Source organism: Moritella sp. 5, assembly GCF_018219455.1.
GTDB lineage: Bacteria > Pseudomonadota > Gammaproteobacteria > Enterobacterales > Moritellaceae > Moritella.
In genome coordinates, this window is record NZ_CP056122.1 from 1,540,920 (window position 1) to 1,566,659 (window position 25,740).

Annotated in this window: 23 protein-coding genes; 13 read left to right on the top strand and 10 right to left on the bottom strand. The window is 38.8% G+C overall.

The features are described from left to right. Positions 1 to 231: 231 nt before the first annotated feature. Positions 232 to 966 (top strand): hypothetical protein, encoded by a 735-nt coding sequence (locus tag HWV01_RS07025; RefSeq protein WP_211674708.1) that lies wholly within the window; start codon positions 232 to 234, stop codon positions 964 to 966. A gap of 30 nt (positions 967 to 996) precedes the next feature. Here HWV01_RS07025 and HWV01_RS07030 read toward each other — a convergent pair whose 3' ends face one another. Together HWV01_RS07030 and HWV01_RS07035 are read right to left on the bottom strand one after the other, a co-directional pair. Then, a complete protein-coding gene (locus HWV01_RS07030; protein ID WP_211674709.1) occupies positions 997 to 1,266 on the bottom strand; it encodes a hypothetical protein in 270 nt (89 codons plus the stop codon). Between the two features lie 222 nt (positions 1,267 to 1,488). Then, the gene (locus HWV01_RS07035; RefSeq protein WP_211674710.1) at positions 1,489 to 3,246 is read right to left on the bottom strand and encodes a hypothetical protein; all 1,758 of its coding nucleotides are present in this window, start codon (positions 3,244 to 3,246) and stop codon (positions 1,489 to 1,491) included. Between the two features lie 291 nt (positions 3,247 to 3,537). On the opposite strand from HWV01_RS07035, the gene HWV01_RS07040 reads away from it, so the two are divergent. Then, the gene (locus tag HWV01_RS07040) at positions 3,538 to 5,412 is read left to right on the top strand and encodes an EAL domain-containing protein (protein WP_249185467.1); all 1,875 of its coding nucleotides are present in this window, start codon (positions 3,538 to 3,540) and stop codon (positions 5,410 to 5,412) included. Positions 5,413 to 5,507: 95 nt separating this feature from the next. On the opposite strand, the gene HWV01_RS07045 is transcribed toward HWV01_RS07040, so the two are convergent. Then, positions 5,508 to 6,887, bottom strand: a complete 1,380-nt coding sequence (locus HWV01_RS07045; RefSeq protein WP_211674711.1) for an L-cystine transporter — start codon at positions 6,885 to 6,887, stop codon at positions 5,508 to 5,510. A 406-nt stretch (positions 6,888 to 7,293) separates the two neighbouring features. Here HWV01_RS07045 and HWV01_RS07050 point away from each other — a divergent pair, with 406 nt between their 5' ends. The 6 genes from HWV01_RS07050 to HWV01_RS07075 all read left to right on the top strand — a co-directional run bounded on the left by HWV01_RS07050 (position 7,294) and on the right by HWV01_RS07075 (position 14,866). Next, entirely contained in the window at positions 7,294 to 8,484 is a 1,191-nt protein-coding gene (locus tag HWV01_RS07050) for an acetate/propionate family kinase (protein WP_211674712.1), read from the top strand. A 344-nt stretch (positions 8,485 to 8,828) separates the two neighbouring features. After that, positions 8,829 to 10,709 carry a hypothetical protein gene (locus HWV01_RS07055; RefSeq protein ID WP_211674713.1) on the top strand — a complete coding sequence of 627 codons (1,881 nt, stop codon included), beginning with the start codon at positions 8,829 to 8,831 and terminating at the stop codon, positions 10,707 to 10,709. 279 nt (positions 10,710 to 10,988) lie between these two features. Next, entirely contained in the window at positions 10,989 to 12,857 is a 1,869-nt protein-coding gene (locus tag HWV01_RS07060; protein ID WP_211674714.1) for a M4 family metallopeptidase, read from the top strand. 172 nt (positions 12,858 to 13,029) lie between these two features. After that, positions 13,030 to 13,953 (top strand): M14 family metallocarboxypeptidase, encoded by a 924-nt coding sequence (locus HWV01_RS07065; protein ID WP_211674715.1) that lies wholly within the window; start codon positions 13,030 to 13,032, stop codon positions 13,951 to 13,953. 223 nt (positions 13,954 to 14,176) lie between these two features. After that, positions 14,177 to 14,611, top strand: coding sequence for a bifunctional diaminohydroxyphosphoribosylaminopyrimidine deaminase/5-amino-6-(5-phosphoribosylamino)uracil reductase RibD (locus tag HWV01_RS07070; protein ID WP_211674716.1), 435 nt, complete (start codon positions 14,177 to 14,179; stop codon positions 14,609 to 14,611). Between the two features lie 78 nt (positions 14,612 to 14,689). Then, positions 14,690 to 14,866, top strand: a complete 177-nt coding sequence (locus tag HWV01_RS07075; RefSeq protein ID WP_211674717.1) for a hypothetical protein — start codon at positions 14,690 to 14,692, stop codon at positions 14,864 to 14,866. 76 nt (positions 14,867 to 14,942) lie between these two features. Here HWV01_RS07075 and HWV01_RS07080 read toward each other — a convergent pair whose 3' ends face one another. Together HWV01_RS07080 and HWV01_RS07085 are read right to left on the bottom strand one after the other, a co-directional pair. Further along, positions 14,943 to 15,404, bottom strand: coding sequence for a hypothetical protein (locus HWV01_RS07080; protein WP_211674718.1), 462 nt, complete (start codon positions 15,402 to 15,404; stop codon positions 14,943 to 14,945). 56 nt (positions 15,405 to 15,460) lie between these two features. Continuing rightward, positions 15,461 to 15,937, bottom strand: coding sequence for a cytochrome c (locus tag HWV01_RS07085; protein WP_211674719.1), 477 nt, complete (start codon positions 15,935 to 15,937; stop codon positions 15,461 to 15,463). Between the two features lie 128 nt (positions 15,938 to 16,065). Here HWV01_RS07085 and HWV01_RS07090 point away from each other — a divergent pair, with 128 nt between their 5' ends. Together HWV01_RS07090 and HWV01_RS07095 are read left to right on the top strand one after the other, a co-directional pair. Further along, positions 16,066 to 16,686: a cytochrome b/b6 domain-containing protein gene (locus HWV01_RS07090; protein WP_211674720.1), complete on the top strand. Its 621-nt coding sequence runs from the start codon at positions 16,066 to 16,068 to the stop codon at positions 16,684 to 16,686. 16 nt (positions 16,687 to 16,702) lie between these two features. After that, positions 16,703 to 17,131: a MarR family winged helix-turn-helix transcriptional regulator gene (locus HWV01_RS07095; protein WP_211674721.1), complete on the top strand. Its 429-nt coding sequence runs from the start codon at positions 16,703 to 16,705 to the stop codon at positions 17,129 to 17,131. A 58-nt stretch (positions 17,132 to 17,189) separates the two neighbouring features. Here the strand turns inward: HWV01_RS07095 and HWV01_RS07100 are convergent, their stop codons facing one another. The 4 genes from HWV01_RS07100 to HWV01_RS07115 are packed head-to-tail and all read right to left on the bottom strand — an operon-like array spanning position 17,190 to position 21,322. After that, complete coding sequence (locus HWV01_RS07100; protein WP_211674722.1) at positions 17,190 to 17,795, bottom strand: CDP-alcohol phosphatidyltransferase family protein; 606 nt, start codon at positions 17,793 to 17,795, stop codon at positions 17,190 to 17,192. Further along, a complete protein-coding gene (locus HWV01_RS07105) occupies positions 17,788 to 18,441 on the bottom strand; it encodes an ATP-binding cassette domain-containing protein (RefSeq protein ID WP_211674723.1) in 654 nt (217 codons plus the stop codon). The genes HWV01_RS07100 and HWV01_RS07105 overlap by 8 nt, the downstream gene beginning before the upstream one ends. Then, the gene (locus HWV01_RS07110; RefSeq protein WP_211674724.1) at positions 18,407 to 20,176 is read right to left on the bottom strand and encodes an ABC transporter permease; all 1,770 of its coding nucleotides are present in this window, start codon (positions 20,174 to 20,176) and stop codon (positions 18,407 to 18,409) included. The genes HWV01_RS07105 and HWV01_RS07110 overlap by 35 nt, the downstream gene beginning before the upstream one ends. Beyond that, a complete protein-coding gene (locus HWV01_RS07115) occupies positions 20,177 to 21,322 on the bottom strand; it encodes an ABC transporter substrate-binding protein (RefSeq protein ID WP_211674725.1) in 1,146 nt (381 codons plus the stop codon). A gap of 191 nt (positions 21,323 to 21,513) precedes the next feature. Here HWV01_RS07115 and HWV01_RS07120 point away from each other — a divergent pair, with 191 nt between their 5' ends. Then, positions 21,514 to 22,482, top strand: coding sequence for a YheT family hydrolase (locus tag HWV01_RS07120; protein WP_211674726.1), 969 nt, complete (start codon positions 21,514 to 21,516; stop codon positions 22,480 to 22,482). Between the two features lie 56 nt (positions 22,483 to 22,538). Here the strand turns inward: HWV01_RS07120 and HWV01_RS07125 are convergent, their stop codons facing one another. After that, a complete protein-coding gene (locus HWV01_RS07125) occupies positions 22,539 to 23,828 on the bottom strand; it encodes a serine hydrolase (RefSeq protein ID WP_211674727.1) in 1,290 nt (429 codons plus the stop codon). Between the two features lie 312 nt (positions 23,829 to 24,140). On the opposite strand from HWV01_RS07125, the gene HWV01_RS07130 reads away from it, so the two are divergent. Then, on the top strand, positions 24,141 to 24,614 hold the full coding sequence (locus tag HWV01_RS07130; RefSeq protein WP_211674728.1) for an ASCH domain-containing protein: 474 nt from the start codon (positions 24,141 to 24,143) through the stop codon (positions 24,612 to 24,614). A gap of 79 nt (positions 24,615 to 24,693) precedes the next feature. Continuing rightward, the gene (locus tag HWV01_RS07135) at positions 24,694 to 25,644 is read left to right on the top strand and encodes an alpha/beta fold hydrolase (RefSeq protein WP_249185468.1); all 951 of its coding nucleotides are present in this window, start codon (positions 24,694 to 24,696) and stop codon (positions 25,642 to 25,644) included. Positions 25,645 to 25,740 lie beyond the last annotated feature (96 nt).

A 25,740-nucleotide genomic window follows, 5' to 3' on the forward strand; every position in this document is an offset into this window, starting at 1 on the left:
ATGGGGTTTGCTGACATTTACTTACAATTAACTGTTGGTTACACCTATATAATGAGTAGATATTTGATGTATGTTTATGCTTGTAGCGCGCGAAAATCACGAGGTTTTATTGATGATATGTTTGTAAATAATATAAACCATTGATGATGGTTTATATTTTTAGAACTGTATGACACCGCTAACATTAGTACATATTATTGATATAAATCACTTGTTATTATCGAGATTTTTATGAACCTATTTTTAATTACACTGACGTTACTATTATCAGTGAATGTTAATGCGCAACAGTCTCAAACGCCTAGGCCGTTAACGGTACAGTCGATAGAGCTGAATACGGTTGAGTTCAAAGCCATTGAAACATCGATTGCAGAATTTGTAAATTATACGGCGACGGGACCTGAATCTGAGCAAATTATGGCTTTAGGTAAAGAAATCATTCGTGTTATTGACGCTGGACTTGTGGAGTTACACAAAGTAAACCCAAAGCAAGTAAAAGCAATTCATCATTTGATGGAATATGTTGAAAGTGACCATCAACGTTATATGAAACCGTATCACTTTGCTGTAGTAGCTACTAAAAACAGTAAATCGTTATATGCAACGCATGATACGGTTTTTAAAGCTGCAGGGTTATGGTTGAAAGATTTATCTTACCAGTATACGAATGATACTTTTACCTATCAGGTTGCTACGGATGCTCAAGCGGACTTGTACCTTTCTTATCGGTTAACGGTTAATTTATCTGGTGCTATCACGTTATGTAAAAGTGATGGAATCGAAGAACGTTGTTTGAGTGAAAACTTGAAAGAAGAACGTGTAACTTACACTGATTGCCTAACCACAATTATAGGCGTGGTTGATTTTAACGGTTTTGAGGGCGAATCATTTATTCATTTTTATAGTAAAGAAGCGAATGAAACAAGCATGATTAATTTAGATAAAGTGGATATTGAGGTTCAGTAAAAATACGAAATGAACCTCAATATTAACTGTTTAAGCTGTATTTTTGAAAGGCTGGATATTTAACAGCGCGCCATTAATATCGAGCTTTAACAATGTGCCGTTTATTAAATTAATAGTGTACCCAACGGTGTGGGTCTGATACATACCATTGACATCAAAACATTGCTCTACAGGTTTAAATGCCGTTACTTTGTGCTGCTTAATCCCATCATCAAAAAACAACGCTGTTGGGTGAATTACAGCGTCATTCTTTAATAGCGTACAGATCGGACTGACAGAGTCTATTGTGAAAACAATCATTTTATTTCCATTCTTTGTGGCTATCTCAGGTTTTTATTATTACTGAAATTTCGATGTATATTCGTCTACTTATTTAGGATTGACCTATATTAACAATACAATGTCGTAAAATAACATGGCCTATATTATCAAGGTGGATTTTTTTACGTAGCCTTACAAAAAACAAACCTGTTAAGTCACCTTGTCTCCTTAAGTGGTTATTAAATAAGTTTATTTGTTGGTTCATGGTATGGTCTTTGTTTTTAAATCCATATACGAGGATAATTCAATACCTTGTTCATTTATTTGTAATCCAGTGTTAATACGTAGATTGTAATTTTTTAGCGCTTCCAATTCGGGCGGAACGGCTTGGCCACTGAGCTCTGCTGCGGTAACCAATGGTGTAAATGCTTTACTGTAATCGATTGAGATACTGTATATCCCTGTTGCAGTTATGAGTTTATCGCCAAGTGCATTAGCAATTTTTTCGGTTTTAGCCCCGTTGAAAATAACCATATGTTCTTTATGCATGATTAACTTAGGGTTCAGTCCTGGCAAGGGTGAAAATGGCACCAGCGATGATAATTCAACAATATTACCGTTGGCAGGTAATTTTACATCGGTTAATTCAGGTCTGAAAGTCGAAATAATATTAAACAATGCTCTTGGATCGTTGGCTGATAAGCTAATTATTGCGTCTAAACTTTTGATGGTCAGTTCACTTTTATTTTCATCTAAGCTGTAATCAATGATTGCCGCGGAAATTCCTTTAATACTATTGGCCATTGCAGTCATCACACTTAGCATCGCAGGGTTGTTTTGTTGAATAGCGGATTGCATCTGTCGTAAAGGTGGGCAGATATAAGCGGGTTGCTGTAGTTCATTCCAAATATTATTGATTGCGGGAGATAAACTACCGACATTCAACCCAATACCAAATGATAAAACAGTATTATTGAGGTCGTTTACGTATTCAGGAATGAACCCTGTTAGTTGTGTTAAAGCGGATAATATTGTTTGATTATTGCTTTCGATGACTATCGACATATCGAACGTTGTTTTATCGTTATTAATGTCAAATTGGTGAAAGCCAAATACCGTGCGTGGCCAACTGTTGGCAATGCTATTGAGTTCTATTTTACATTGGGGTTGTTGATATATTTGTAGTTGGCTTTGATCTTTTGTCTGCATAAATTTCGCAATATGTTGACCAAGTAAATTTTCATTTGGTGAGGTAATTGCTTGGGTAATTGCTTTGTGGCTTATGTAACCAATTGATTGAGATTTAAAATTGTGTTTTTCGATGATCTCGTCGAGTATGTTTGAGTTAGCCATCGATTGTTCGAAAGGTGTTATACCTAATGCATTTTCTAATAGTAATGATTCGTTTAACCCTATATTAAAGGTAATGGTCAATAGATTGTCATGTTGGCTAATAATTAATTCTAGCTGTTCTGGGTCTGTTTCGTCAGTGAGCGTGTAAGCACGATACTCGCGTTGTTTTATTTGCCGTTGTGCATGGGTAAACCCACTTTTAGCTTCTGCTTTATCTAACAGTGCCCATATTGCATCTGGATTGATTACATCCACTTTGAATACTGGAATAATGCCGAGTGTATAGAAGTAACCTTGTATTTCTTCTGCAATACCAAACGTAGTCATAAAAGTATCTGCATCTTGCATATTTTCCAGATAACGTTGTGCCAAATTTAGAAAAAAGTTTAGTTTGGTATTTGTCGGATCATAATCGTCATCTTCATATATAGTGGTAATAATATCGGTCGGTGAGTCACTGTAAGTATTCGCCATTGAATTGATATAGCGTTTTACGGGAAATGGCGTTAATTGACCATAGAAGATGACTGTATTTTCTGGGATATAATTTAATACTGCGTGTTTATCTAATATCGTTTTTTTATTTGATACGTTGTTTTGCGTCAGTAAATAACCCCCAGCTGCGGCTGCTATAATTAAAATACCTGCAATTAAAATCCGTTTCATTGTACTCATCCATCTTATACTTTGTTATTTGTAGTATGGTATATTTATTCTAGTTAGTTAAAGGACGTGGTTTTAATCTAAAATCTTAATCATTAACGCATGATTATTATGAATGAGTGATCACAGAGCTGTGATCTGCATACGTATGATGGATTAGTTCGCTTAATGAGCGTTGCAGTATATCCAGATGACTTATTTGATAAATATTGTTTTAAATACTGTTTTTTTCTAATCGATTATATTATAACGATAGCCTAACGGTAGAAAGGTATATAATTTAGTTGACATTGGATGAATAATTTAGTCATGGAAAATGAAAGTTACAGTAAGCTCGAAATACCAGCTGAGATCCGGAATAATTGGCAGGGTTTGATTGAGCATATTTCCGAAATATCATCGATTCCTACATCGCTTATAATGCGACTACAGTCAGATAATATAGAAGTTTGTGCTACTAATAAACATCAAGATAACCCTTACCGTGTTGGTAGTAAAGAAGCGTTGAATGGTAACTTACTGTGTAAAGAAGTTATTCATACGCAACAACCGCTTATTGTTGAAAATGTATTGAAGTCTCGAATCTGGCGTGATAATCCAGATGCTAAACTCGGCTTAATTTCTTATTATGGTTTACCAGTAAATTGGCCCACAGGGAAATCGTTTGGTACGATCTGTATGCTCAATATTAAAGAGCATAGTTATACCGATTCACAACTTAGATCATTATCATTATTCAAAACTATGGTCGAGAATAGCCTCACTATTTTATATCAACAACATGTATTAGAAGAGAAAGTTGCACTACGTACATCGGAACTTGAGCAAGTTAATAGGCGATTAGCGAAAGCATTGAATAAGCATGCTGCAGCAACACAAGTTATTCATCATCAAAAATACCGAAATGGATTAACAGGCCTGCCAAACATTCATGAGTTAGAGAAATACTTTCATGAAAAGATCTTGCCGTCTGAAAATAAAGCAGCATTGATACATTTACGCATTACTAATTTAACGAAAATTCGTGATAATGTAGGTTTATTATGCTCGCAGCATATAACTTGTTATGTGGCCGATAGGCTAAAAGCGTTATCTCTGCCAGGGGTTTATTTTGCACTCTTGTCGGATGATGATTTTGCCCTTGTTTATCAGCAAGGTGATGACGATTTAGCAATCACATTGACGGCGATTATCGATAGTTTATTTATAGCGTTAAGCGAAACTATTCATTTTCAAGGTAATTATATTAGTTTAATGCGTAGCATGGGTATTTCTATTTATCCCCAAGATGGTAAAAACTTCTTAGATCTTATGCACTGTGCGAGTGTCGCTGCATCAGAGTGCCAGACACATCAGCGAGATTATCAAATTTTTGATAACACGTTAAAAGCAGAATTAATGGACCGATTTCAATTGGAATCACAATTAACCCATGCTTTAGTTAACGATGAACTTAGTTTGCATTATCAACCGCTATTTGACGTAGAAAATGAAAAATTAATCGGTGCTGAAGCATTATTACGTTGGCATAATCCATTATTGGGTGTTGTTGGGCCTGATAAGTTTATTCCTATTGCTGAAGAGTTGGGAATGATGATCGAAATCGGCTATTTTGTTTTACGTTCAGCCATTAAGCAGTTGGCTTGTTGGCAAAAAAGCCATCATGATGACTTTTTTGTGGCCGTAAACCTATCGCCTTTACAGTTAGAAGATTTAGCCTTAGTGGACAAAATTGAAGAATTATTAAAGACATATAAGGTTAGTGCCAAATCGCTTGAAATAGAAATTACTGAGAATGTGTTTTTAGGCGAGCAAGAAGATACACTAAAAGTCTTAAAGCGTATTAATGCATTAGGTATTCGTATCGCATTGGATGATTTTGGAACGGGATATTCATCGTTAAGTTATATTCATCGTTTCCCGTTTAGTACCGTGAAGATTGATCGTAGCTTTATCTCTAGCTTAAACTCGTCGTCAGTTAATCGGCATTTGGTGACGGCTATTATTTCAATGGCGACGGCCTTTGATTTGAAAGTTGTCGCAGAAGGTATTGAAGATAAAGAACAAGCTAATTTTGTACGAGATGCTGGTGGGCATATTTATCAAGGCTACCATTTTGGTCGACCTGTGAGTGTTACAGCGTTTTCACGTCAATATATTCAATCATGAATACTGGTTTTGTAGATGTAGATGTAGATGTAGATGTAGATGAAAATGCCTATTAGCGATAACTAATAGGCATTTTGTATTTTTAGTCTTGTAAATTAAGCCGTTGCTTGCTCTGTTTGGCTGTCTATTGTTTCAGATTTTGATTTAAGCAGTCGGCTGGTGATTGTGCCGGCTGCCATAGAGCCACTTACATTCAATGCGGTACGCGCCATATCGATTAATGGTTCAATCGAAATAAGTAATGCTGCGATAGTCACAGGTAATCCCATTGCAGGTAATACGATAAGCGCGGCGAACGTAGCACCACCACCTACACCGGCAATACCAAATGAACTCACAATGATAATAGCGACAAGCGATAAGATGAAGCTAAAGTCCATTGGGTCAATACCGACACTTGGCGCTACCATGACAGCTAACATCGCAGGGTAGATACCCGCACAGCCGTTTTGACCAATCGTTGCACCAAATGATGCTGACAGGTTCGCAATTGCTGGTGGTACGTTTAGCTTGTTGATTTGCGCTTCTACGTTTAATGGTATTGTTGCTGCACTGCTGCGTGAGCTAAAGGCAAAAGTCAGTACTGGCCAGATTTTCTTGAAGTATTCTGTTGGTTTAACGCCAACAAATGAAACTAAGATACCATGTACAACAAACATCAGTAAGATCGCTACGTAAGATGCGATGATGAAACCAAGCAAGTTAAGAATATCACCGGCACTTGATGTTGCCACCACTTTCATCATTAACGCTAAGATACCGTAAGGTGTGATCGCCATGATCATTTTCACTAAACGCATGACAATAGCTTGTGCCACATCAACAAAGGTATTGATTGGTTTTGCTAATTCGGCATTTTCAGCACTTACTTTAAGAGCCGCAATACCCACTAGAATACCAAAGATAACGACAGCAATAATTGACGTTGAACGTGCGCCTGTTAAATCTGCAAACGGGTTCGTTGGAATAAAGCTAACTAACATTTGTGGAATGCTTAAATCGCTTACTTGTCCTGCACGTGATTCGATAACGGTTACACGCGCGACTTCACGAGCTCCTTCGGTTAGACCTTCAGCAGATAAGCCAAATAGTTGCGCGATACCAATACCAATAAGTGCAGAGATCATGGTGGTAAAGAGTAATACACAAATGGTTAAACCACTGATTTTACCGAGTGACCCTGAGCGGTCTAATTTAACTACCGCTGAGATCATTGATATTAATACTAATGGCATGATCACCATTTTTAGCAAGCCAACGTAGCCTTTACCGACAATATCAACCCAAGCTAGGGTCTCTTGAATGACATGACTACCTTCGCCATAACCAAGTTGCAGCAGTAAACCGAATACACTACCAGAAACAAGACCGAGTAAAACGAGACGTGAAAGAGTGTGGCCCTTTCGTTGCTGACCATTTAATAAATAAATGAGGATACCAAATACCGCTAAGTTAGCGATAACAACTAATGACATGATCAATTCCTGTGGGTGATTTTAGCTTAAGGAACCAGAGAGTACTGCCTTGTGCGGTTTTTTTAAGCTATTTAATAACAATTGGTTGGATTTATATCAGCAGATTACACTAGTGATCTTATTACCTAAAAGAATAAAAATTCATTAGATATTACATTTGGTAATATAAAAAGTTGTGAGGGGAGGTGGAAGTATAAATCTGAGGTTATAAGATTAGTTTTTGTGGATAACTACCTCATTGGGAGAAACTTTAGCCGCTGCATAACTGTTTCAGATCAACGAAATGTTGGCTGTTAATCAACTTGATGTAAAATTAAGTTGAATTATTCAAAGAATGTTGAATAATAGGGGCACAATATAAGTGACTCAAGTCACAACAATAGTCTGAAACAGGAATCATATTCACATGTCTAACTCATTTGTACTCGTGATCAACTCTGGTAGCTCATCGTTAAAATTTGCTCTTATCGATTCAAACACTGGAGATGCTATTCTTAATGGATTAGGAGAGTGTTTTGGCCTTCCTGAAGCGGCTGTTAGCTGGAAGTACGAAGGGCAGAAGTTTGAAGAAGCAATTACAGCTGAAGGTGATCACCATGAGCTTGCGATTAACCGCATTGTTGTCTTAATCGAAAGTTTAGGTTTAACTTCACAAATTGTTGCCGTTGGTCATCGTATTGTTCATGGTGGAGAGAAGTTTACCAGCACAGTACAAATTGATGAATCTGTATTAAACGAAATTCGTAACCTGTCAGATCTTGCGCCATTGCATAACCCTGCTGGTGCAAAAGGCATTGAAGCTGCAATGCATGCTTTCCCATCATTGCCACAGTTTGCAGTATTTGATACTGCATTCCACCAGACTATGCCTGCAAAAGCATTTACTGGTGCTATCTCGAACAAGCTTTACAAAGACTACGGTATTCGTCGTTATGGTTTCCATGGTACAAGTCATTATTTTGTTAGTCGTGAAGCCGCTAAAATGATTAATAAGCCTGTTGAAGAAAGCAGCTTTATTTCTGTTCACTTAGGTAATGGTGCGTCTGTATGTGCCATCCGTGATGGTCAAAGTGTTGATACAAGCATGGGCTTTACACCACTAGCTGGCCTTATGATGGGAACGCGTTGTGGTGACTTAGATCCAGGTATCATTGAGTTCTTACTTAAAAAAGGCTGGTCACAAGACGAAGTTTATAAAGAGCTGAATACTAACTCAGGCTTTATGGGTGTATCTGGTTTAACAAGTGACTGTCGTGGTATCGTTGAAGCAATGGAGAAAGGCCATAAAGGCGCGACATTGGCATTCCAAGTATTTACTTACCGTGTGGCGAAATATATTGCTTCATACATGGTATCGCTTGAATCACTTGACGGTATAATCTTTACTGGTGGCATTGGTGAAAACTCATTACCGATCCGTCGTGAAGTACTAAATTACCTTAAAATATTTGGTTATCAAGAAGATAAACAAGCGAATGAAGACGCTCGATTTGGTAATTGCGGTATTATTACTAAAACGGATACAGCAGTTGTAATGGTAATACCAACGAATGAAGAATTCGTTATCGCACAGCAGTCTGTAGAACTGTTGTCATAAATAATTTTTAATTTAAATTATTAAGCCCGCTTTTTTAGCGGGTTTTTTTTATGTTTTTTTAACTTATTTATTATTAAAGATCTTAGAAAATCACCAATAAGTTTGATGTTGTTAAATATAACAAATTCAACAGCAGTAACATTGTATTAACCTGTCTGTTAACTATTGGTTAACTTTAAATCCCGTTTTCCATGTCTTTTCATTGCTAATATCTTGTGCGGTGAGCTATATCCGTGTCTAGTATAGTAATTATGTGTTGATGGTATGTTCCTTTAATGTTGTACGTATTTACCATCTTCTTGTTTGCATTTGACTCTTGTTATTGAAGTGTTAAGGATAAAAACATGAAGAAAAAACTATTATTTGTAGCGTTAGCCTTATCCAGTTCAATCACGCTGGTTGGCTGTGGTGGCGGTGGTGATGATGATAAAAACACGGGGAAGGTAACTACACCCACAGTTCCAGTTCCAGTTGTCACAGCTCCTGCACCTGTAGTTATACCTCCGGTGGTCACAGTTCCTACATCCGTTTTTTATAACGTAAAAGTAATCAATAGGTATTTAAAAAATGCGCAAGTTTGGCTCGATATTGACGGTGATAAACAACGTGGTGATGATGAACCTTCAATATTATCGGGTGATGGGGGCGTAGCTCAATTAGATGTTACTAATACCGTTAACCCAGAGAAATACTCCGCTTTTGCAAAAATAATTTTTGATCAAACCGTTGATGAAGACACTGGCTCAGCCGCCAATAATTATGTCATGTCAGCACCACCTGGTGAAATGGAAATAACCCCACTATCAACCCTAGTCGATATTGAGATCGCGCACAATACAGATGGCAGTGAAAGTGAAGAGCAATTAGCTGTGGTAAAACAAGAGGCAGTTGTTAAGGTTGCTAATGATTTTGGTATACCTGAAGATTATGTATTAAGTGATTTTATCGCGGGTAGTCGCCCTAATATTGCTTACGTAGCCGAGAATATAGTTAGTTCTAAGATACTGCCTGATGATGAAAATGAATTCATTGCTGTGATTACCGATGACACTGATGATGCCGTGTTTAATAAACTGACGACGGCTGTTAGTGGAATGATTAAAAGTAGAATGGCTGAAGACACTTTCGATATTGAAATTGCTGTATTTGATAACGCAGCTGATTTAGACAGCGATAATGATGCCGATGGTGTACCTAATGCGTTAGATGCATTACCAAACAATGCGGATGAGTGGTTAGACAGTGATGGTGATAATATCGGTAATAATGCCGATCCTGATGATGATAATGATAATGTTGCTGATATTGACGATAAAGACCCACTTGATCCGGAAGTCGGAGAGTATGCTGACTGTGAAGTGCGTTATACGTCCGGGGATGCTTCAATTGAGAGTTTTAATGCCCAATTAGAGGCGTGTGAACGGATTCCTGACATGGATTTAGCTGGTAACTCTATTTTACGGGTCACAGGTTCTCTTCAAACTCGTTCTTATGTATTTAATGTTGATAATACCGCATTTTATTATCGTAACGGTGTTAAGTACAATCGTATATGGTCAATCAATGATGATGGTAATTTAGAACTTTATAACGGTGAAGAGCAACCTCTTAATTACGTCATGCGACTTGTTGATGACTCAAACGGCAACCTAACGTTTGCAGTGTATGATAACGGTCGTCAATCGATATGGAGTACAACTTATAAAAGTGTCGATCTATCTGTTGATATACTCGCTTGTGAAGACCTTGATTCAGGATGGGACGAAGTGAATGATGTGCCTTTCACGTATCGTAGTCTCGATGAGTTTAAACAAGTTGTTACATCTTGTCAGGATGGTAAATTACTCGCGGCATTCAGTGATGGTTTGATTGACCGAGGGATTACGCTCACGACAGGTGATGCATTAAATCAAGCGGATGACATTGATATATATCAGTTTAACCAAGATGGTAGTGGTGTGTTTACTCATAACAACGGCACTGGTGATGTCAGTATTCCAATGACTTGGATGATTTACGAAGAGGGTATCGTTAAGGTTGTTATGGAGTATACAGATGGGAATGATGTCGCTCAAACTACCCATGATTACCTTGCAATAGTTGAAACTAACGGCATTGATTTTAGTGTTAAAGTCTTTAGTCGAAGCACTGCGTTACAAGGTATTGATGATATAGATCTCGGTGAGTTAGGGAGTCGTGTATTGAAAGTTCCTGATGTTGAATAACTAAAGTTTTCAAATTTAAGTATCGCTATTTTCCATGTAATACCCATCAGTCTTGCTGATGGGTATTTTTGACTGAACTCGATTAGCGTAATTGATAGTTAATTACCTATTGAACATAAGGTTAGGTTATGGTCTTTTTCATTGGTGAGAAATAGGCCACAACCATTTTACAGATCCTGAAATTAAGACTTTGGTACTTTAGCGTGACTCACTTTGGTACTTTGTGAGCCGTTAATCATGTTTTACTGATACTTCACATACTTAATTTGAGGTATCAATATGATGGCGAATAAGAAGTTTATACTTTCTGCAGTTGCGTTTAGTCTCCTTAGTTCTGTAAATACAATTGCGGCAGAAAGAGTTAATTTACGTGATAGTATGCAGAAGCTAGCAACGGCTACATTAATAGACCCCGGCATATTAGCGAGTGCACCTGCACAACTCTTAGGGCTGTCACGGAACGACGGTTTAAGAGTGATTAAAACATATCTAAATAATAATGGAGATACGATCACCCGTTATCAGCAAACCTACTTTGGGTTACCTGTTATTGGTGAACAGGCTGTTATATCTCATAATAAGAATGGCTTTTTTAAACGTGCTCACGGTGCAGTATTAAATAATATTGCTGATGATATTTTTGATATCACACCATTGATGACAAAAGTAGATGCACTGTTAAGAGCGAAACGCTTAAGTATACCTGCAAGTCCATTAGTCATTAGTCAATCGATTGTAACGGAAAATGAAACGTCGCGACTTGCAGTTTGGCAGGATGATGATGGCGTTGCTAGGTTAGTATATGAAGTGAGTTTCTTTCAAATTGCAGATGAGCCCTCACGTCCTTATTATATTATTGATGCTCAGTCGGGTGAAGTACTTAGATATTTAGAGAACTTACAAACAGCAGATGCAACAGGCCCTGGCGGTAATTATAAAACAGCGAAGTATCGTTATGGTAGTGATTTTAAAGCGCTAAATGTGAGTCAGTCTGGTGACACCTGTACGATGAGCAATGAACACTTGAAAACGGTGAATTTAAATCATGAAAAGGAAGGGGCCACTGCATTCAGTTTTACCTGCCCAGAGAATACCGTTAAGCAGATTAATGGCGCTTATTCACCACTTAACGATGCACACTTTTTTGGTGGTGTCATTTTTGATATGTATAACGATTGGCTAAATATTTCTCCGTTAACATCACAGTTAGTGATGCGCGTTCATTATGATAACAATTATGAGAATGCGTTTTGGAATGGTGAATCGATGACCTTTGGTGATGGTGCCGATACCTTCTATCCTTTGGTTAGTTTAGATGTATCAGCGCATGAGGTGAGCCATGGTTTTACAGAGCAAAACTCTGGGCTAGTATACTCAGGTAAGTCTGGTGGTTTAAATGAATCATTCTCAGATATGGCTGGTGAAGCGGCTGAATTTTATATGCATGGCAGTAATGATTGGTTGGTCGGTGCTCAAATACTGAAAGGTAGTGGTGCGTTACGGTCTATGAGTGATCCGACGATGGATGGTAAATCGATCGATAACCAAGCGGATTATCGTTATCTTATGAATGTTCATCATAGCTCGGGCGTGTATAACAAAGCGTTTTATAACTTAGCGACAACGTCTGGCTGGGATACTGAGAAAGCATTTGTCTTATACGCAACGGCTAATCAACTTTACTGGACGCCAAACAGTAATTGGGATGATGCTGGTAACGGGGTTATGGATGCAGCCTGTGACTTAGGCTATAGCGTTGATGATGTTCTGGCTTCGTTAACGGCCGTAGGTATCGTTGCAGATGTGAAAGATGACAGCGAATGTAGTGTTACGCCACCACCTGCTATTGAAATTGATAGAGTAGAATCAAATATATCGACGAGCTTGTTTAGGCCCGCTCATTTTAAACAAGAATTAGATGAAGGCTACACGCGTCTTACCGTGACATTGGCTGGTGGAACGGGTAATGCCGATCTTTATGTAAAACATGGAGACAAGTCATTGTTTTCTAAATCGGATTGCATTTCCAAAACACCTAGTAATATTGAAACCTGCGTAATTGATAATCCAAAAGCTGGTATTTGGAAGATTGATATTCGCAGTTATGGTTCAACGTCGGATGTGATCCTTAATATTCAGGCTAAATAATGGCCTAAGCCTTTTATTATAGTTATAAATAAGTGATCACCTTAGGTTGTTGGTAAAGGTGATCGTTCTACTCAATTTGTTCAATATAAAACTTTCTCTTGTTAATCTACACCTTAATAGCGCATTATAATAATGTAAACATAAACATTATTACCCTAAGGAAGGTTATTAGATGGATCATGAACAAGCATATAAAATCGGTACGCCTAGTCAAAAATGGACCGCTGAAGATAAAGCTGCATGGTTGGCGAAACAAACCGTGGTACGGACTTACCAGCAAGAGGTACTTGCTAAATTAGCACCACTAAAGAAAGATTTTGATGTTGAACAGTATGGTGCACTGTCTTATGACCCGGCTCGTTTTCCGTTATTTGTGGTTAAAACACGTCATTGGGATAATGCTAAACCAACCATTCTTGTTACGGGTGGTGTCCATGGTTACGAAACTAGTGGTGTGCAAGGTGCTATTCGTTTCATTGAAACACAAGCGCTAAATTATAGCGCGCAGTTTAATATTGTGATTGCACCTTGTGTTAGTCCTTGGGGTTATGAAACCATTAATCGCTGGAATCCAAACGCCATTGATCCAAACCGTTCTTTTGTTGAAAATAGTCCAGCCGAAGAGTCTGCCGCATTAATGCAATGTATTTCGACTCTTGATGTTCAGATCACTGCACATATCGATTTGCATGAAACGACGGATACAGATAACAGCGAGTTTAGACCTGCATTGGCTGCGCGTGATGCTGTTGTTCATGATAATTGGAGTATTCCCGACGGATTTTATTTAGTGGGTGATACGCTTAACCCGAATACTGAATTTCAAACGCATATTATTAATGCCGTTAGTAAGGTTACCCATGTTGCACCTGCCGATGATAGCGGTCGTATTATTGGTGAAAAACTGGCTCAGTTTGGTGTCATTAATTATGCCACTAAGGCGTTAGGTTTATGTTCAGGGTTTAGTGATTGTACTTATGGGACAACAACGGAAGTATACCCAGATAGCCCATTAGTCGATGATGAGAACTGTATTCAAGCACAGGTTATTGCTATTACCAGTGGTCTTGATTATTTACTTCAAACGGAAAAATAGACAATTGAGGTAAGTCTCTATTACGTTTTAAAAGTGGATAGGGCAATATTATTAAGTAAGTAAAAACTGCGGTAATTTCGTACACGATTCGATCTTTGCTGGTAAAACGATTACCATCAAAGATTAATCAGTGTTTACGCACTGCCGCTGTATAATATTGCATTGTAATGATATGACGTGAAGCAGAGTCGTTTGACCGAAAGTCACGTTGTAAGGATAAGTTTTGGATTTATTGAATGATGAAAAGTTTATGCTTCGTGCATTAGAACTTTCAAAATTAGCGTTACCACATTGTCGACCTAACCCACCTGTTGGTTGTGTGTTAGTTAAAAATAATCGAATTGTTAGCGAGGGTTTTACTCAAGCGCCTGGTCAACATCATGCCGAGGCACAAGCTATCGCCCAATATGAAAATTCGCTGGAAGAGGTAACTGCTTATGTTACTTTAGAGCCTTGTTCGTTTGTAGGTCGTACACCATCCTGTGCTCATTCGCTTGTTGGTCGTAATATAAAACGTGTGGTTGTAGCCGTTGTTGACCCTGACCCGCGTAACAGTGGTAAGGGCATTACAGTGTTAAGTGATGCCGGAACCGAGGTTGAAGTAGGTGTCTGCCAGCGTGAAGTGAGCGAGTTTATCACGCCTTATTTATTGAAGTAGTAAGCTTGCGTTATTCTCATTAACTGAATGTACTCGATATTTTAATTTAATATTTAATTGATAGATGGATCTACCTTAATGAAAAAGTTAGCCGTAACGATAACTGCATTAACATTTACACTCGGGTTGACTGCTTGTGCAGAACTAAAGACCGTTGGTCGTGATATCGGTCATGCAACAAGAGATGTCACTAAGTCGATTGGCCACGCATCTCGTGATATTGCTAAAGATGTAAGTAACGAAGTTAAAAACTAGATTAAAATAAAGGAATAAAAGTGCCAGGACATCATCGATAAGCACTTTTAGACGCATTGAATCCGTTATTGTAATATTAGCGAGTCGTACGTTTTTTTGCCTTATGTCCTAAACGAATGCCATCTCTAATATTTAAGCCGATCATGGTCAAGTTCGTCATCCCAGCGATGATTTCTAAAATTTGAATTGTCCAATATAACCCATCGAATTGCCCTAATGCAGACCACCTTGCTAATATTATTGCCGCGGGTAATAAAATGATCACCCCATTGATGGCCGCAACCTTCATCCTAGTCTGTTTGATCTTAAATACGCCTTTTATCGCGCCAGGGTATAGTTTTTTTGCTGATATTCCGGTGACCATCATGGCGAAAATGAGTCCAGGAATAAACATGAGTATGGTACTTTTAACGTGTACAATCTGCTGTGGTGTTGCTAACAGATCGGCAATGATGGTACTTGTAAGAAATGATGTGATGAGTACAAATGCAAGTATCGCCGCTGTTTTATGTATATTTTTTAGTGTTTTAGTATTCATGGTTATATCCTAAATGAGTGATAAAAGTGATTACATGACAATTGTTGTATCTGTATTTACCAGCGTGAACGGTATTGGCGGTGACAGTTACGGCAAGTCTTGTTTGCTTCTTTTAGTGCATCTTTAGCTGCGTACTTATCTTGCTGTTTGATTGCTCTATCCATTTTTATAAAGCTATTATCCATTTTTGTTAATGCGGCTTTAAATTTATCATTATCATTCCAAACTTTGTCCTTAGCTTTACTGCCAGGTTGACTGCCTGCAACAAACAGATGTTGTAGTGAGGATGAATTGGCGTTTAGCGCTGTACTTAGTGTGATGAGCTGTTGCCAGTTGTTGTTATTATCATCAAGCAGGTCTTCTATTTGTTCTTGTTGTTCATCAATTTCTGAGAAAGCATTTTGGCGTTGCTCTACGTCTTGTATACCTTGTTCTACTGACATCTTTTCAGATGCTTGCACTGACATACTTGCCAAACCTAATGTAATAGATAGCGCTGCGATGAATTTGTTTATTTGTTGGGATACCTGCATGTCTTACTCCTGATTAAATATTTAAGTTTGTCTCTGTGGACTTGCTATATACATTACACTGCAACTGTTGCGCGCGCAACTGTTTTAGTGTAAAGTATTGTTGTTGCATTTAATTGAGAGGTTTAAAAATGAAGATTTGGGATTTGCCAACACGTTTATATCATTGGCTACAAGCTGTATTATTTATGGCGCTTATTATTACTGGCTATAATGGCGAAGGGCCACACATTCAGTTAGGTTTAGGGCTATTTACGTTAATTATGTGGCGAGTTATATGGGGTGCGATTGGCAGTGAGACGAGCCGTTTTAAACAGTTTGTTCGATCACCAAAAGCAATATTGCATTATTTCAGTGGGCAGGAAAAGGAGAGTGTTGGCCATAATCCTGCTGGAGGTTGGATGGTGATAAGCCTGCTACTTTGTTTATTATTACAATGTATTTCAGGTTTAGTGCTCGCTGGGTTTGCTGATAACTTACCATTGGCAGAATTGTGGCTAACGGATTGGTTATTTGATGTTTTTTCGTTTATTCATAACTTATTGTTCTATATTTTACCGCTATTAATATTTATTCATGTCGGTGCTATTATTGGTTATAAATTATGTGATAAGCCATTAGTATTAGCGATGGTTACTGGATATCAAGCTAAATGTGTTGCTTTATCTGTGCGCTTTGAATCAAATTTAAAAGCCTTGTTGGTGCTTATTGTTGCGGTATTAGTTACCATAGCAATAGTTGCGCTTTCTTAATTAGTATAGGTACAGAATGGAACATAAATTTGATCGTCAAAAAAGCTTTGGCTGGTTGCTTAATGTTGTTGCTAACAAAGCATCAAAAGACTTTGATACAGAATTAAAGAAACGAGGATTATCATTAGCACTATGGCCGACTTTAATGTGCTTATGGGAAGAGGAAGGGGTAACACAACGTGACATCGCTTTGAAATCAAAAGTTGAGAGTTCAACGACAACACGTACATTGGATAAATTAGTCGCTTTAGGACTTGTTGAGCGTCGAGATGATCCAAATAGTCGCCGCTCTTTCCGTATTTACTTGACTGAGGCTGGTAAGGCTTTAAAAACGGACTTAGTGCCAATACCAGTTGCGATCAATGCTGACTTAGTCCGTTCGTTAGAAGGTGAAGAACAGCAAGAGATCGTACGTTTATTACAAAAAATAGTGGCTGATATTTAAGATGTCTATCCGTAATTAATTGAATTAGGGTTCAACCTTAATGATACTTATTATGAATCTACTTTAGAGTTTGATAACCAGCCCAAATACGTGAAACTGTTGTGAGCCAACATAATGTCGCAAAAGTGTATGCTATGTTGGCAAAGTAAAACGGGAACAGGCACAACAATATGAAGCAAAGAACGGTTTCTGTTCCTTCCGTTAACCCCCCCATGTAATACAGCGATTTGTGTTTATAAACCGGGTTCTCAATTTTCTGTTTGCTGGCCATGATCGCAAAGGCTAAAAAACTTGAACCTGTGCCAATAAAAGCGAAGATTAAAAATGCACCTGCGACAGCGTTGGCGTTTGGTTCGGCAACAACAAATCCAAACGGTACGAGTGAATAAAACAAAAAGTCCAAGGTGATATCTAAGAAACCACCACTATCAGTAATACCTTGTATCCGAGCAACAGCCCCATCTACAGCATCCAATATTCGATTTGAAAGTATGAACACCAAGGCAATATTGTATTCTTGTAGCGCTAATGCTGGAAAACTCATTAACCCAAGCATAAAGCCAAATAGGGTAACCTGATCGGCCTTTATTCCTGTCTTATGTACGAGTTTAGCTGTTGTGTTAATTGGCCAACGGATAATCTTTATAGCGTAACGGTCAAGCATTCTCGTTTTCCTTGTTCCATGGCCAGTGTAGGCATTTACTTCCGCTAGGGACATCGTCAGCGTCGTGCGTCACCATTAATACGGGCAGTTGTCTGTCGATGGTTTGGGTAAATACCCAGTTTCTAAATTCACTGCGTAATGATTTATCTAACTTACTGAATGGTTCGTCGAGTAATACAACGGCAGGTTCAGTAAGTAACATGCGCATCATACTAATACGTGCGCGTTGACCACCTGATATTTGCATAGGTGTTTTGTCGGCTAGCGTTAATAAGTTTAGCTGCGTTAGCGTTTCAAGGGCTTTTAGTTTTCGCTGTGCCTTTTTCACTTTATTTGGTAATGCGATAGCGAGATTTTCCCAAATGTTCAGATGCGGAAATAACAAGTCATCTTGAAATAACATACCGATGTTTCGTTTTTCTGCGGGCAAGTTATTTAATAATTGTTGCTGATAATAGCACTCACCCTGATAGCTAAAGTCAGCTGATGTATGCCCTGCAATCACATTTAATAAGCTGGACTTACCACAGCCACTCGGACCCATTAATGTGAGAACCTCTCCTTGCGCAACAGTAAAAGATACCGGTGTGAATAAGGGATGATTATGGTTATCAAGGATGGTTAGATTGTTGACTGACAGAGACATTCGATGTCGATATCCTACTGGTTGATGTTGATGTTGATGTTGATGTTGATGTTTGCTGTTCTAGCGAACCCGTTTTACGGCTAGCAATAATAGCGATGATATAAAATATAAAAGGGGCAAGCGATTGTAATAATGCATAAATGGCACTGATGCGGCGATCTTGTCCGCTAGATAATGCTACCGCTTCTGTGGTTAAAGTTGATATGCGCCCTGCACCTAACATTAAGGTCGGTAAATATTGTGTAAGGCTAACACTGATCCCGACAGCCCAAGCTATCCAGATCGCAGGCAATAATAATGGCCGTTTAATCTTCCACCAGACCTTGAAAGGGGACATGCCCAAACTTAATGCTACTTTATCTAAGCGTTGATCATAACTGCGCCAAGGGCCATCAAGTGCAAGAAAAACATAAGGGAAAACAAAGAAGATGTGCGCCCAAGTGACCCATAAATAATAATACTGATTCGCGAGGTATAAGGTGGCGACTTGGATGCCAAACAGCAGCGATAATTGTGGTGCCAGCATCGGAATAGCGATGAGTAATCGTGGTACTTTTAAAAATTTCTTGTTCGCCTCTGCTTTAATGCTGTGTTCGTGCACGATAATCGCAAAAACTAAGGCTATCGTAGCACTAACTAACGCGATCATGATGCTATTGGCGATGACATCTAGCAAATAATCCCATTCTTGTTGCCAAAATCGCAGTGACCAACGCGATGGCGTTATATCTGGGAACCGCCAGCGTTGTGCAAACGACCACAGCAGTAAAATAGGTAAGGTTACAAGGGTGATTAAATACGTGATAGTGATAATACTTTTACCACCAATAGGCAGAGAAAATCGACCATTTGACAGCCAAGTTCTGCATTTTAGGGTGATGAACCATTCTGCACTACGGATACTAAGCAGGGTGGCTAAACACATAAGCAGTAATACTAAGGCTCCAGCAGAGGCTTTTGGTAGTGTCGCAAGATCGGCATCATTTAACCATTGCCACACCAGTACGGATAATGTGGGCGGTTGAGTCGGGCCGATAATTAGCGCCACATCAACGACCGAAATACTATAGGCCATCACTGCAAATAGCGAGAAACGGATCTTGGGTAACCATTGTGGCAAGATAATCTTTTGCCATGCTTGTGCATTGTTATAGCCCAGACTTTGTGCCGTGATAAGGGTGGCGCTAATGTTCAATTGTTTGAGTAAAGGAATACTCATAAACAGCAAAAATGGGATCTCTTTGAGCGTCAGAGCGGCAATCAAGCCAAAACCATATTGGTCATGAATCAATTGCCAGTTAATTTGTTCGCCAAAAAGACGCGCGATAAACCCGCTCGGTGTAAATAGGAATGCAAAACCAACGGCAAAAGCGACGTGTGGCAGTGCCATGATAGGGGCTAGTAGGGTTTCTATTTGTTTCCACCATCGGCTATGCCAACAGGATTGTAAAATAGCAAAGCAAAAAAAAGCAGCTAATAACGTGCTCGAAATACTCACGAATAAAGTTAGCACTATAGACTGATGCAAACCCGGCCAAGCGAGTAACTCATTAAAACCATCAAGTGATAATGTATATTGATCTATCGCGGGGATATAGCCAAACGCGGCGAAAATTAATCCAATAAGCCCGGGTAACAAAGGTGAAAAAATGATAACTATAGTCAGTAACACCATAATTTTAAAAGTGATAGATGTTACCGACTGCTTTTTTTCATATTTTAATAAAGTGTTCAATTAATGTCCGTAGCGTTTTTGCCATTCAGCTTCAAGCGCAGCTTGCCAACTTGGGTGTGGTTCTGGAATTGATTTAAACAATTTAGTTTTTTGCGCTGATCCTGTGATGTATTGTGGTGATAATACAGTCGGATCACCCCAAATGGCTAAATCACCTTTACGTGATTGTGCTTCCGGGCTTAACAAGAAGTTAATCGCAACTAATGCGCCTTCTTTTGCATTGGCATTCCAAGGGATAGATAAAAAGTGAATGTTAGATAATGCCCCTGCTTCCATCGCATAAGCAACCGTGGTTTCACTGAGCTTGCCGCTTTGTTGTGATGTTGTTGCTTCGTTAGGGTTAAATGAAAGGGCAATATCAAGTTCACCATCATCTAACAGTCGAATCGTTTCGGCAGCACTGGCTGGAAATTGTTTACCTTGATGCCAAGCTACAGCATGAAGTTTGTCGAGATAATCCCATAACGGTGCTGATATTACCGTAAACGTCTTACTATCTGCCTGTTTGTATAAGGGCGTATTGTCACTCGCTAATTCTAATAATGCGGCTTTTAAGAAGCTGGTGCCGTGAAAAGAGGGTGGTTTGGGATAGCTCACTTTATTTGGATGTTTAATTGCGTAAGCAAGTAGTTCGTTAAAGCTTGTCGGTGGGCTTTTCAGGGTTTCAGTATCGTAAATAAACACCAGTTGACCTACGCCCCAAGGAGCTTCTAAGCCTAACGTTGGTTCAGAAAAATCACTATCAACAGGTAAGGTTTTATCAACATAGTGCCAGTTGGGTAATTGCGTTGCGAATGAATCGGTAATGAGGTCGTAGCGTTTCATTGATTTGAAGTTTTCACCGTTAACCCAAACCATATCAACACTGCCATTACTGTTCTTTTTAGCTGTTTTTTCTGCCGCTAAACGGGTTATAGCCTCTGCAATATCGCCAACTTTTACGTGTTTTAGCCGTACGCCGTATTCACTGTTTAAGCGCTTATCAGCCCAACGTAAATAGTTATTTATTTCTGGACTGCCGCCCCATGCGTAAAAATAGACTGTCTGTCCTTTTGCTTTTTGTTCAACCGTTTGCCAGTTAAGGTCTGCCGCTTGGCTAAAAGCACTGACTAACAATAAGCCAAAACCGATGAGTAATTTACGCATGAAATTTCCTTTTCTTCGTTGAGCTAACATCACAATCTGTAATGTTTAAAAAATTAATTATAACGCATTGTAATCATATTCATATACACATCTTAGCCGTCGATAGCCAAATCACGTTAAGATGTTAGAACAGTGAATAATGGTGTACAGTGAACGCTTCATTTTTGGTAATGGCGTAGAAGTGAATAACAATGACTAAATTTAAACCGGCGTTAGGGCTGAGCAATAACCACCTACAATCAATTTTATCGAGTTCTGGTCCTAGAACATTTTTGGAAAAACGTCGCGCTAGGAAATTACTCCGTCTATCCAAGCGACATATCATCACTACGCCACAAGGGGTGACGTTAGAAGGTTTTATAACGCTACATACGGCTGCATCAACCAAAGGGCTCGCAATTATTCTCCATGGTTGGGAAGGCTGTGCTGACTCGCTGTATGTTCTATCAAGTGGGCAAAAGCTACTCGATGCGGGTTATGATGTATTTCGTCTTAACTTCCGAGATCATGGTGATACGCATCATTTAAACCCTGAGTTATTTAATTCATCCCGCTTAGAAGAAGTTGCTGAAGCGGTTAAATATCTGTGTGCTGAATTTGGTGGTAAGCATAATGTGTTATGTGGTTATTCGCTCGGCGGTAACTTTTGTTTACGTGTTGCTAATATCGCTAAATCAGAAGATATTAAATTACATCAAGCAATTGCTATTTGCCCTGTGTTACACCCACGGACCACGATGGCGGAGTTAAGTACTGGTTTTCCAATATATGAACAATATTTTGTTGCCAAGTGGAAACGTTCGCTCACCAAAAAATTGCGTCATCATCCGCAGTTAGGATATGGTCGTGCATTGAAAAAATTAAAAACACTTGATGAAATGAACCAGTTTTTTGTGGACGGTTACACGCATTTTTCTAGTCGAAATGATTATTTTGAGGCTTACTCGATTATTGATGATGGCTTAAGTCAATTAGCAATACCAACTACGATCATTACCTCTGAAGACGACCCGATGATCCCTGCTGGTCATCTCAGTCATTTACATCAATCGAAATGGTTGAGTATTGATTTACAAGCGAAAGGCGGACATTGTGCGTTTATTAAAAATTGGAAGTTTGAAAGTTGGGCAAGTGAACGTATTGCCGAGTTAGCGAAGTAATTCGGCTTACAGTCATTATTTTGTGCACTAGTGTAAATGGATCTTGAGTAACCAGCTTAACGTGAACAGTGCTTATTAATGCTCGTCATGAAGTTGATTAACGAAGGCACATTGTTGGCGACTAGCGGTAAGCCGGTATTGACTAAAGACACTGAAATATCACGCTCTGGGTCGGCCCATAACAATTTGTTAATTAAACCGATATGCCCAAATGCTTGGGCACTATGCAGCCCCCATAATCCGACAGGGTTTGCCCCCAGCATGAGTCCTGCACTGTAACGCATTGGCACCATCAGGGTTCTATCAAATTCTAATGAACCGTATTCACGTATGAGACGCCTTACTGTCATTGGTTTGCAGATCTGCTTTCCTCCCCAAACACCATTATTTAACAGCATTTGATAGAAACGCCCCATTTCTTCAGCTGTCCCCATCAAGTTGGCTGATGGTATAACAGCTTGTTGAAACATCGGTGTATTACTTACTTCAGCAACGCGGTCAAATGAACCACCCAACGCACGTTTAATAAAATATGAGATCGGGTAGATTGCTTTTATGCCAGTGGCGTAGTTGTCGGCTAAATCTAACGCTTTTGATTTGCTTAGCCCATAACTAAAGTATTTCATATTCATCGGCTTACGAACTCTTAAGTCAAGAAATTCTTGTATGCTCATACCCGTTACTTTGTTAATGATACGCTCTAAAATATAACCACCACTCAGCGCATGGTAGGCGAGTTTATCAACCTGCGTTTCGGGTAGTTTTTTCGCACAAAGCTGTTGCCAAACTTCGTCATTATCTGAAAGTGAATTAACACCAAGTGAACTGGGCAACGTCGACATGCCACTGCGATGCGATAAAACTTGATGGATACTGATATCTTGCTTACCGTGCAGACCAAATTCAGGTAAGTGAGAGCTCACGGTATCATGTAAATCGATAAGTCTATCTTCGTTTAATAAATGAATTAAAAAAGCAGTAACCGCTTTTGACCCTGAAAAATAACAAATGGGTGTTTCAGGCTGCATGAGCCGTGCGTTTTTTTCTGCTTTTTTATTTGGTTTATGGCCATTTGCATAACCAATGGAACGGTTTAAAATTATTTTTCCCTGGCGGCGAAAACACAGTGAAATAGCCGGGTGTGTCGCGGTCTTATAAATCTCTTCGACCGATTGCCAAATAGAGTCTACGCCATCTTGTGTCATTCCGACTGTTGTGGGTTCGACTTCTTCCTCTCGATTAACCGTCGTCACTGTCGTTAGAGATTTTGGTAGATGGATCGTATTACCAAGACGGAGGTATCTATTTATATGTACTAAACTCTTTAATCCAAAATCAATAATCATATTCTCAGCTCAAGTATTGGTGAATAGATAATGACGATAGAGTTATATTTTAGAATAAACAATTAGATCCCCAATATTTAAACCTTAGCAGTAAAGTGTTAATAAGCACACGTACAGTCTAAATCTACTGTTAATCGAAAATAAAGTAAGTCAGTTATATCGGTAAATACAATTTGAATAACAGTGAAGCTGGTACTTATTTATGGGTACAAACTTCGATGGACTCATTAAGGTAGTTTGGAGTATTATGTTGAATGAATGACAGATTAATTTATTGATGGTATACAGAATAATCTAGTTCAGAGGGGCTGTATGGAACAAAAAATAAAAATATATCTTGAAGAATATTTAGCGACATTGACTAGCATTGAACGTCAACGTTACACGTCATTTAGTGCTGATTCTTTTTGTAATGATGAAATTAATGCGAACCGATGCGCAGACTTAATTAGTAAAGGTATAAAGACTGCTACCTGTAGCATGAAATATTGGTATGAGTCGGGAATTGAACCTATGCCAAAAGCTGGACACTTATTGGTAGTAACGGATTGGGATGGTGAACCTACCTCGATTGTTGAGATTACGGCGGTGAGTGAATGTAAATATTCGGATGTGACCGCTGAGTTTGCCTGTTCGGAAGGTGAAGGTGATCGTACCCTCGATTGGTGGCGTGCTGCGCATTGGCATTTCTTTTCTAATGAGTGTGTTGCTGCTGATATTGAAGTAAATGAAGACATGATGCTGGTATTAGAGCATTTTCAAGTGGTACACGGTACAGCTGCTTGAACGTTTAACTGATTTAGGTTTGTTATTAACCTATGCGGACTATACTTAGTCTCAATGGCTGATTTAGAAGGGGGAGTCCGTGTTACTCAAAGTATGTCTACTCACTATAACGATGATCTGGCCCACATCAAGTATCGCCAGTGATTTCTTTTCACTTTCAGCCTTGAAAGCGGCAGATAAAAAACCGCTTGCATCATTATATTATATCAAATCAACAGATAACATTTTTTTAGCTTATCGACCTTACTTTCCGACTAACGTTAATGCGGTATTAATATTTTTTCATGGTGGTGGCGCGCACAGTGGGCTTTCTTATAACCATCTTGCTATTGGCCTACGTGATAACTTTAATATTGCGGTATATATGCCCGATATTAGGGGGCATGGTAGTTCTGAAGGCGCGCGTGGTGATGCGCCAAACAAAGAACAAGTTTGGGTTGACATTAATACGATTGTTCAGCAAGCGCGACGTCGATATCCTCAATTGCCAATATATGTTGGCGGGCACTCTAGCGGCGCAGGTTTAGCATTAAATTATTCTAATTGGTCGCAGCGTGAAGATATTGATGGTTATGTTTTCTTAGCGCCTTATTTTGGTTATAAATCAGAAACTAATCATGATGATGAAAATAATCGAGTAGCATTCTCCGACGTAAATACCCTGAAGTTTGTCCTAAACTCAGTATCCTTTGGACTGTTGGCGGGGCATGATAAAGCGGTCATGTTTAATTTTCCTGACCAAGTGTTAAAGAATAACCCTGAGATTGTCACGTTTAACACTGTGAATATGTCGAATGCACTAACGCCTAGTAACCCCGCCAAACAGATCGCTAACCTCACTCGTTTTGGCTTATGGATTGGTGAAAACGATGAAGCATTTGATGCCCAAAAAGTAACTGGATTTGCTAATACAAACTCGACTCAAGTTGATAATGAAATAAAAATACTAAAAAATGACACTCACTTTTCTATCATTTTATCTGGTGCTGAATATATTGGTCGTTATATTCAAGAAAGTATATCTGAATAATCAGTAATCCCCCTATTCAAGTCAGTCAATCTTCCATGTTATACGAAACAAATCAACACGCGTATTTTTTAAATTGTGTATCATGCTTATTGAACA